This is a genomic window from Enterobacter cloacae complex sp. OE43NF (assembly GCF_023544405.1).
GTDB lineage: Bacteria > Pseudomonadota > Gammaproteobacteria > Enterobacterales > Enterobacteriaceae > Enterobacter > Enterobacter cloacae.
In genome coordinates this window covers 41,898-51,686 of sequence record NZ_JAMJFW010000036.1, presented here as the reverse complement: position 1 = coordinate 51,686, position 9,789 = coordinate 41,898, and the positions used below count along the sequence as shown (strand labels likewise).

8 protein-coding genes and 1 pseudogene are annotated in these 9,789 nt (G+C 53.8%); 6 read left to right on the top strand and 3 right to left on the bottom strand.

Annotated elements, in window-relative coordinates:
* Positions 1 to 5 precede the first annotated feature (5 nt).
* Positions 6 to 1,117 (bottom strand): annotated as a pseudogene (locus M8370_RS16625) (IS3 family transposase).
* Positions 1,118 to 1,392: 275 nt separating this feature from the next.
* Here M8370_RS16625 and ssp4 point away from each other — a divergent pair.
* The 3 genes from ssp4 to yegS all read left to right on the top strand — a co-directional run bounded on the left by ssp4 (position 1,393) and on the right by yegS (position 4,032).
* Positions 1,393 to 2,358 (top strand): Ssp4 family T6SS effector, encoded by a 966-nt coding sequence (ssp4, locus tag M8370_RS16620; protein ID WP_164987582.1) that lies wholly within the window; start codon positions 1,393 to 1,395, stop codon positions 2,356 to 2,358.
* A gap of 7 nt (positions 2,359 to 2,365) precedes the next feature.
* Positions 2,366 to 2,968 (top strand): hypothetical protein, encoded by a 603-nt coding sequence (locus tag M8370_RS16615; protein WP_250021415.1) that lies wholly within the window; start codon positions 2,366 to 2,368, stop codon positions 2,966 to 2,968.
* A 164-nt stretch (positions 2,969 to 3,132) separates the two neighbouring features.
* Positions 3,133 to 4,032, top strand: coding sequence for a lipid kinase YegS (yegS, locus tag M8370_RS16610; protein ID WP_250021414.1), 900 nt, complete (start codon positions 3,133 to 3,135; stop codon positions 4,030 to 4,032).
* 461 nt (positions 4,033 to 4,493) lie between these two features.
* Here yegS and fbaB read toward each other — a convergent pair whose 3' ends face one another.
* Positions 4,494 to 5,546: a class I fructose-bisphosphate aldolase gene (gene fbaB, locus M8370_RS16605; RefSeq protein WP_008500869.1), complete on the bottom strand. Its 1,053-nt coding sequence runs from the start codon at positions 5,544 to 5,546 to the stop codon at positions 4,494 to 4,496.
* Positions 5,547 to 5,798: 252 nt separating this feature from the next.
* Here fbaB and M8370_RS16600 point away from each other — a divergent pair, with 252 nt between their 5' ends.
* Genes M8370_RS16600 through M8370_RS16590 form a run of 3 tightly spaced genes read left to right on the top strand, consistent with a single transcriptional unit; the run spans position 5,799 to position 9,027 of the window.
* Entirely contained in the window at positions 5,799 to 7,076 is a 1,278-nt protein-coding gene (locus M8370_RS16600; RefSeq protein ID WP_250021412.1) for a nucleoside permease, read from the top strand.
* On the top strand, positions 7,073 to 8,077 hold the full coding sequence (locus M8370_RS16595; protein ID WP_029881785.1) for an ADP-ribosylglycohydrolase family protein: 1,005 nt from the start codon (positions 7,073 to 7,075) through the stop codon (positions 8,075 to 8,077). The genes M8370_RS16600 and M8370_RS16595 overlap by 4 nt, the downstream gene beginning before the upstream one ends.
* Entirely contained in the window at positions 8,074 to 9,027 is a 954-nt protein-coding gene (locus tag M8370_RS16590; RefSeq protein ID WP_038979523.1) for a PfkB family carbohydrate kinase, read from the top strand. The genes M8370_RS16595 and M8370_RS16590 overlap by 4 nt, the downstream gene beginning before the upstream one ends.
* Here M8370_RS16590 and M8370_RS16585 read toward each other — a convergent pair.
* Positions 9,001 to 9,747, bottom strand: coding sequence for a GntR family transcriptional regulator (locus tag M8370_RS16585; protein WP_250021411.1), 747 nt, complete (start codon positions 9,745 to 9,747; stop codon positions 9,001 to 9,003). The genes M8370_RS16590 and M8370_RS16585 overlap by 27 nt on opposite strands.
* Positions 9,748 to 9,789 lie beyond the last annotated feature (42 nt).

Here is a 9,789-nt window from a genome sequence, read left to right as displayed (position 1 = left end):
CCGTTTTAGTTCCAGGCATTTTTTGAGATCCCGGCCAAATAATTGTGCTGTCGATATTCCTCCGGTTTCATATTATTCAGTGATTCATGCGGGCGTTCATAGTTATATTATGATAACCATTTCTCCGTGATTTCCCGCCCTTCATTCAGCGTTCTGAACAGATAAAAATCGAGTATTTCTGTACGGTGTGTCCTGTTAAAACGCTCGATGAAAGCATTCTGCGTCGGCTTACCTGGCTGGATAAACTCCAGTTTTACTGCGTGCCTCTCAGCCCATTCAGCCAGCGCCAGAGAGATAAATTCCGAACCATTATCCATGCGCAGCATGACCGGATAGCCACGGTTTGCCGCGATCCTGTCGAGAACACGAACCACTCGCAAAGCAGGCAGATTCAGATCGATTTCAATCGACAACGCCTCACGGTTAAAGTCATCAACGACATTGAATGTGCGAAAACGACGGCCACAGGCCAGCTCATCATGCATAAAATCGACAGACCAGCTCTGGTTCAGCGCTTCCGACGTGGCCATTGGTGAGGGATTGCGTACCGGCAGCCGTTGTTTGCCCTTACGGCGAAAATTCAGCTTCAGCAGACAGTAAATACGGTGGAGCTTTTTGTGATTCCACGGATATCCCTGCCGTCGCAAAACCTGGTAAAGCTTCGGAAAACCATATCGTGGATATCGTTCAGCCACCGCCTGCAATGCGGCAATAACGGTCTCATCATGTGTGGTATCCGGGCGGTAATGGTAAACCGTTCTGCTCAGATTAAGACTCCGGCAGGCCTGACGAATACTGAGTCCGAACGTCGTTATCAGATGAGTGACCAGCTCACGCTTAAAGGCTGGTTTTAAAGATTTTTTTCGATAACGTCTTTCAGCGCCCGGTTCTCCAGGCTAAGGTCGACAAACATCTGTTTTAGACGGCGGTTCTCGTCCTCAAGATCCTTGATTTTTTTAATATCAGAAGCTTCCATGCCACCGTATCTGGACTTCCAGTTTTAGTAGGTGGCTTCAGAGATACCGGCCTCCCGGCAGACATCTTTAACGGTTCGTCCGGCTTCAACCAACTCAATCACAGCGATGATCTGATGCTCAGTAAAACGGGCTTTACGCATAGCGATCTCCTTCGTTGGCAGAGTGATTATGCCGGATGATCTCTAAATATGAATGGCACGATTATGCGGGATACCTACATATTATGGGTGGAGATTCGTGACGGCATTGTGGCATATCATTAAGAGAATCGAGCGAAGATAGGATCCTTGTCACATATTTTAATGGTTCAGGTAGGGGGGAGCACTATTCGGAACATTCCTAATTGCCAGTCATAACAGGACCTTTACTCTTGATTTATTAACACTATACATTTACACACGGATGGAGAGATGAAATGACATTCCTTGGTCAGTCTTTAAAGGATATTCCTAATTACGAACTCGCGCGCAGTCTTGGTCTTGCCTCTGGCGGTGATATAAATTTCACAGCACTTGCAAGTCAACTGGACTGTAATAGAAATTTTAACCACGCCGGGATTATTTACTCAGACGGTTCACGTCAGTGGTTAGTACGACCATCAAGACGGATTGCGACACCAAACGAAAGCCTGGTAAGTCATGTAGTCATAACCAAAGTAAATACCTCATCAAATAACCCCGTTCAGGCAACAACGACGACGATTCAATCCCCTTCCTTAGCGACTGAAATTGGTTCAACGGCTATTTCGTGCGGAGCCGCAATTCTTACTGTTGTACTTGCTGCAGGTGCCGGTATGGCAATTCCTCTGACCGCTGGCTCTTCCGGTGCGGTAGCCGCTGTGATTCTGGCCGGCGGTGTAGCGACAGGGATTCAATGTGCAAATGGGCTTGGCCGACTATCGTTGATTGCTATGAATCATAATGACTATGTCGCGTGGATGGACTCTCAAGAGTGGTACACTGCGACGAACACGGCTCTTGATGCGATTTCTCTTGCCGGAGCAGCTGCGGGCCTAAAAAGCGCTGCATTAACCTATCGCCTTCTCAACCGCTCATCGTCTGAAAGTTTACTCTCTTTATTGCAAAAAATGAGCCGGGCTGACCGTACGCGATTAACAGAGGAGATTATTCGTATCCGTAATCCCGGCATCTCGAATTCAGGTGTAAAAGCAGCTATGAAAGCAGGCGTTTATCCTAAACGTTACCCGTCAGAAGCATTGCAGCTGCTCTTACAGCGTGAGTTGTTAAACACCATTTCAAATTCCTCAGCCTTTGTTGGAAGCGCTATCTCAGGTAATATCAGGAATCCGCAGAATGTTGCACAAACGGGTAAATATGTTTTCGGTTTAATTCAGTCTTTTTCATTTACAGGAAGTTATTAACCCAGCCATGATGAAATACATTAAAAATAGCCTTGCATTAAGTGCTGTGGTTACAAGTAAAATGGCGACCGATGATCTTCAGCAGCTTGAGTCATTAAAAGAAGAGTTAAAAGCGCAGTTTGGCGTTCCTGTGGGTGTACATATGACAGGAATTCCTTTGGCATTGAGTACCTTACTTGCTATTTTTTGCTACGCCATGCTGCAGGTTTCCCTCTGGTTGATGCTGTTTCGCTGGCTTGAATTGCCAGAGTTTAAAGTCATGATGGGAGTATTCAGTGCAGCAAGTGTGTATTGTCTGGCAGTGATGAGCACGATGTTTATGACGACAAGGGGTTCTTTGTCTGGATATAAACTGCATATTTTTGTCATTACGCTGACAGGCTTGATGAGCATCGTTTATTTCCTCTCGACATGGATTTCGCTTTTATTCGGCCCCGTTGACAATTACACGCCGCAAATAACCTCTTTATTGGGTCTGGGATTTTTCTGTCTGAACATCATGTGGATGAATACATCGATTTTTTACCGTTCCATTGCACTAACGCTACATAACCGTGTCTGGCGTAAGCAGTTGAAAATTGAGACAAAGCAAATGTCAGGGCTCAAATGATAACCGCAATTGACAGGAGCATGCTATGTAAGCGCTACGGGCTTCGTTTGGCGGTATAACGGCCCCGCTTACGCGGCCTTATTTTTCCCTTTCATCCTGTTCTTACCCGCTTTTTTCCGCACTGCTATACACTCTTACTAACGCTAAAAAAGGGAGCAGCGAGGATGGCAACCTATCCAGACAGTTTATTGATTCTCAATGGTAAAAGTGCAGGCAACGATCTGCTGCGTCAGGCAATCACTGATTTGCGGGAAGACGGGGCGCGGATCCATGTACGGGTCACGTGGGAAAAAGGCGACGCGGCACGGTATATCCATGAAGGCCTGACGTTGGGTGTCGAAACCATTATCTCCGGCGGCGGCGACGGCACCATCAATGAGATCGCCTCTGCGCTTGTCGACCTGCCCAGCGAAGACCGTCCGGTGATGGGCATTTTACCGCTCGGTACCGCCAATGATTTTGCCACCAGCGCTGGCATTCCGGAGGAGTTGAGTAAAGCCCTGCAACTGGCGATCCTCGGCAAAGCTACCGCCGTGGACATTGCGCAGGTGAATGACAAAACCTGCTTTATCAACATGGCGACGGGCGGGTTCGGCACGCGGATCACCAGCGAAACGCCGGAAAAACTCAAAGCGGCGCTGGGCGGTGTCTCTTATCTGATCCACGGTCTGATGCGCATGGACACCCTCAAGCCGGACCGCTGTGAAATTCGCGGCGAGGATTTCCAGTGGCAGGGAGATGCGCTGGTGATTGGTATTGGCAACGGTCGTCAGGCAGGCGGCGGGCAGCAGCTTTGCCCGGAGGCGCTGATTAATGACGGTCAGCTTCAGCTGCGTATTTTCACCGGCGACGGCCTGCTGCCCGCGCTATTTACCACGCTGACGCAGCCCGAAGAGAGCCCGAACATTATTGCCGGAAAATCCGCGTGGTTCGAAGTGAATGCCCCGCACGGGATGACGTTTAATCTGGATGGGGAACCGTTGAACGGGGAGCATTTCCGCATAGAGGTGTTGCCCAGTGCACTGCTGTGCCGGTTGCCGCCGGATTGTGTGCTTCTGCGCTAATCCCTCAGCCCAGTACTCTCCCACTGGGCTGAGGGTTCCCCAGTAATTTTTTACCGAAAGCGATGAATGTTGCTTCAGGAAAATGAATGACTTACAGCGACGCCCTGGTCCGGCTGTAAATCGCTGAGGCGTTTCCTGCAGGCCGGGGCGAGGCGCAGGGATGCGCCGAGAGGGCGGCTTTACAGGGACGTTACATCCGCCCGTCCCCGATAAGCCGGAAGGAATAAGCCGAAGGCACCGCGAAGCGGCGATTTACCGCCGGGAGCCCGGGTCGCCAGGGCGGCGGCGATTGAGCCGCCCTGGCACGTTCACGGGTCATGTTGTTACAGAGTAGCAAGGAACATGAAGTGAACGGAATGACCTCCATAGCCGTATGTTCCCCCTCACCCCAGCCCTCTCCCAAAGGGAGAGGGAGCCGTCTGTGCTATGGGGATCCCTCAGCCCACCGGGAGAGGGAGTACTCAGGCGATCGTCACTTTGCTGTCCAGATAAACATCCTGAACTGCATTGATCAGCTTCACGCCGTCAGCCATCGATTTCTTAAACGCTTTACGGCCAAGTATCAGCCCCATACCGCCTGCGCGTTTGTTGATAACCGCCGTGCGTACCGCGTCAGACAGGTCAGTATCTCCACCCGCCGCACCGCCGGAGTTAATCAGCCCGGCGCGTCCCATGTAGCAGTTCGCCAGCTGGTAGCGCACCAGGTCGATCGGGTTATCGCTGGTCAGCTTGCTGTAGACACGGTCATCGGTATAACCGAAGTTCACCGCCTTATAGCCGCCGTTATTTTCGGCCATTTTCTGCTTCACGATGTCAGCGCCAATGGTTGCGGCCAGGTGGTTCGCCTGACCGGTCAGGTCAGCTGAGACGTGGTAATCCACCCCGTCTTTTTTAAATGCGGAGTTACGCAGATACGCCCACAGCACGGTCACCATCCCGAGTTCATGGGCGCGTTCAAAGGCAGCGGAAATCTCTTCAATCTGACGACGGGACTGCTCAGAGCCGAAGTAGATCGTTGCCCCAACCGCTACTGCGCCCATATTGAACGCCTGCTCCACGCTGGCGTAGAGGGTCTGGTCATATTCGGTTGGGTAGCTGAGCGTCTCGTTGTGGTTCAGTTTGACGAGGAAAGGAATGCGGTGGGCATAACGCCGTGAAACAGACGCCAGCACGCCATAGGTAGAGGCCACACAGTTACAGCCCGCTTCAATCGCCAGCTCAACAATGTTCTTCGGATCAAAGTAGAGCGGATTGGCTGCAAAGGAGGCGCCTGCCGAGTGCTCAACGCCCTGGTCAACCGGCAGAATCGAGAGATACCCGGTACCGCCCAGCCGCCCGGTATTATAGAGCGTCTGCATATTTCGCAGCACGGCCGGTGGACGGTTGTTATCCACCATCACGCGGTCAACGTAGTCGTGGCCGGGCAGATAAAGCTGGTCGGCTGGAATGGTCATACAACGATGCTGTAAAAGGCTGTCGGCGTCTTTGCCAAGCAACTGCGCAATATCAGTCATAGCGATGCTCCCGTAATTCCGACGTCATGTCGGTGAGTGTTTATCCAGACCCACATTTTTATGGGCAGACTAAGCCTGGTACCGACTTAACAGATTTTCCAGCATTTGCATTTTTTTTCAGCACAATCTGCTGGCTCGATTCGTGTACAACAAAACTGTTACATTGATCAAACAATCACCACAAAGGTATTTTAAAGGTATTATTGAATGGTATGTTAAAGGCGTACTCTCACTGACATGCAGGATTAAACAATGAAAACGAAAGTCCAACTGTCATTCATGATGTTTGTTGAATGGTTTATCTGGGGAGCGTGGTTTGTGCCGCTGTGGCTATGGCTGAGCAAAAGTGGCTTTACCGCCGGGGAGATTGGCTGGTCCTACGCCTGTACGGCCATTGCGGCGATCCTGTCGCCTATTCTCGTCGGCTCGCTGACCGACCGTTTCTTTGCCGCCCAGAAAGTGCTGGCGGTTCTGATGTTTGCCGGTGCCGTTCTGATGTACTTCGCCGCACAGCAAACCCAGTTCAGCACCTTCTTCCCGCTGCTGCTGGCCTACTCTCTTACCTATATGCCCACCATTGCGCTGACCAACAGTATTGCCTTCGCCAACGTCGATGACGTGGAAGCCGATTTCCCGCGTATTCGCGTGATGGGCACTATCGGCTGGATCGCCTCCGGTCTGGCATGCGGGTTCCTGCCGCAGATGCTGGGCTATAGCGATATCTCTGATACCAATATTCCGCTGCTGATGACCGCAGCCAGCTCTGCCCTGCTGGGTGTGTTTGCCCTTTTCCTGCCGAATACGCCGCCGAAAAGTACCGGCAAGCTGGATTTCAAAGTGATGCTCGGTCTGGACGCGCTGATCCTGCTGCGCGACAAAAACTTCCTGGTATTCTTCTTCTGCTCTTTCCTGTTCGCGATGCCGCTGGCCTTCTATTACATCTTCGCCAACGGCTATCTCACCGAAGTGGGGATGAAAAACGCCACCGGCTGGATGACGCTCGGCCAGTTCTCTGAAATCTTCTTTATGCTGGCGCTGCCGTTCTTCACTAAACGCTTTGGTATTAAGAAGGTCTTACTGCTGGGCCTGCTCACGGCCGCCATCCGCTACGGTTTCTTTGTTTACGGCGGCGCGGAACAATACTTCACCTATGCGTTGCTGTTCCTCGGCATTCTGCTGCACGGGGTGAGCTACGACTTCTACTATGTAACCGCATATATCTACGTGGATAAAAAAGCGCCGGCGCATATGCGTACGGCTGCGCAAGGCCTGATTACGCTGTGCTATCAGGGATTTGGTAGCCTGCTGGGTTACCGCCTGGGCGGCGTGATGATGGAAAAAATGTTCGCTTACAAAGAGCCGGTGAATGGGCTGACCTTCAACTGGGCCGGAATGTGGACATTCGGTGCGATCATGATTGCCGTGATCGCCGTGCTGTTTATGCTGTTTTTCCGCGAATCGGACAAAGAGATCACCGCAATTGAGGTGGTTGATGGCGATGCTGCGCTGACACAAGGGGAAGTTAAATGAAACAAGAACGTATTCTCGGTGCTCTTTACGGGCAGGCGTTAGGGGATGCGATGGGTATGCCCTCCGAGCTGTGGCCAAGAAAGCGCGTCAAAGCGCACTTCGGCTGGATCGACCGCTTCTTACCCGGCCCGGCAGAGAATAACGCGGCCTGCTATTTTAAGCGCGCGGAGTTTACCGATGATACTTCGATGGCACTGTGCCTGGCCGATGCGATTATCGAATGCGACGGGGAGATTGACGCGGATATCATCGGCAAACACATCCTGAACTGGGCGCTGGACTTCGATGCCTTTAATAAAAACGTGCTGGGTCCCACCTCAAAAATCGCGCTTAACGCCATCCGCGACGGCAAACCCGTCAGTGAACTGGACAACAACGGTGTGACCAACGGGGCGGCGATGCGGGCTTCCCCGCTGGGCTGCCTGCTACCGGCGACGCGGCTGGAACATTTTGTCGGGCAGGTCGCGCTGGCCTCCAGCCCGACGCATAAATCGGACCTCGCCATCGCCGGGGCCGTGGTGATTGCCTGGGCGGTTTCGCGCGCCATCGACGGCGAGCGCTGGCAGAACATCGTCGATGCCCTGCCCGGCATTGCCCGCTACGCACAGGAGGCGAATACCACCACCTTCAGCGCCTCGCTGGCGGCTCGTATTGAACTGGCGCTTAAGACCGTGCGGGAAGCACACGGCATCGACTCCGCCAGCGAGCAGGTTTATCAGCTTATTGGTGCGGGCACCAGCACCATTGAGTCCGTTCCGGCGGCGATTGCGATGGTGGAGCTGGCCGGCACGGACCCTAACCGCTGCGCGATTTTGTGCGCCAACCTCGGTGGTGATACAGACACCATCGGGGCGATGGCAACGGCCATCTGCGGGGCACTGCACGGCGTGCAGGCAATTGACCCGGCGCTGAAGGATGAACTCGATACCGAAAACCGGCTCGATTTTGACTACTATTGCGAAAAACTGCTGCACTACCGGGAGCAAAGGGAGGGCGTATGAGTACGTTAGCCCAGCGTCTTGAAACATTACAGGCCACACGCCCGGTCACGGTGCTGGGCGCGGCGGTCATCGACGTGATCGCCGACGCGTACGCCCTGCCCTGGCGCGGATGCGATATCGAGCTGAAACAACAAGGGGTGAATATCGGCGGCTGTGCGCTGAATATTGCCATCGCCCTGAAGCGGCTCGGCATTGCGGCGCAAAACGCCCTGCCCGTCGGCCACGGCGTATGGGCGGAGATCATCCGTAACGCCATGGCAAGACAGGATCTGCACAGCGCCGTGGAGGCCGAAGCGGGCGATAACGGCTGGTGTCTGGCGCTGGTAGAGCCTGATGGCGAACGCACCTTTATGTCGTTTAGTGGCGTGGAGAACCAGTGGCAGCCGCACTGGCTGGATGGGCTGAACGTCCCACCGGGTAGCCTGGTGTATCTGTCCGGCTATCAGCTGGCATCGCCATCGGGCGAACTGCTCACACGCTGGCTGGAGTCGCTGGAAAACGTCACCGCGTTTATCGATTTTGGCCCCCGCATTGCTGATATTCCCGACGCGCTGATGGCGCGGATCATGGCCCTGAAACCTATCGTGTCGCTCAATCGTCAGGAGGCGCAGATTGCCGCAGAGCGCGCTGGCATGGACGTTGATACCTTAGGCGTGCAGTGGCAGCACCGTTATGGCGCCGCGCTGATTATTCGTCACGACAAAGATGGCGCAGCCTGGTATGAAGGCGACGCATCGGGTTATGTTCCTGCGTTTCCCGCCACCGTCGTCGATACCATTGGCGCAGGCGACAGCCATGCGGGCGGTACGCTTGCCGGTCTGGCGGCAGGATGGCGTCTGGCGGATGCCGTGACGCTGGGGAATGCCGTGGCGGCCTGGGTGGTCAGCCACCGCGGCGGGGATTGCGCGCCGACGCGCGAGGCATTACTCCTCGCACACAAAGACGTATAGGTCGCTGCGACAGTAGCTGATGCTGTACTCAATCGGCCGGTGCTGCTGGTCCAGCGCAACCTGCTTGATCACCAGTACCGGTATTTTGTCATCCATACTGATATACGCCTGAAACTCGCTGTCCGGCATCCGGGCGCTGACCCGGGAGCGGGTGCGTTGCGGAAAGATATTCTGGCTACGGAAGTAGTCGTACAGCGAGATGCCAATTGCGTCCGGGTCATGAATTAACTCAACCGGAACCCAGGACTCCTCAATCGACACCGCGTCATCGTCAACGTAACGAATGCGCTTAAGCAAGAATACCTCGCTGTCCGGGGGTACCGACAGCTGGCTGGCCACCTCTTCCGGACACTTCACCACCCGTTTATTCACCCATAGCGTGTTAGGTTTTTTACCACGCAGCACCACCTGCTGGGAAAACCCGCGCGCTTCCTTGAGCGAATATTCGAAGATGTTGTTGATCTGTGTCCCGTACCCCCGGGCGCGCGTTACTACGCCCTCTTCTTCCAGCGCCTGCATCGCTTTGCGCACGGTAATGCGCGACACCCCGGTTAACTGGCTCAGATCGCGCTCGCCGGGCAGAATATTCCCGTGCTCCAGCACTCCGCTGCGTACCGCGTTTTTTACCGTTTCGGCAAATTTCAGATACAGCGGCATGTTGTCGGGCGCGGCGATCCGTTCATTCAGTTGAGCGATTAACCGGGTATGCGCTTGTTCCATCTCTGTTTTCTCAGGCGTGGTGTTTCCTGCCAGTATACTGGC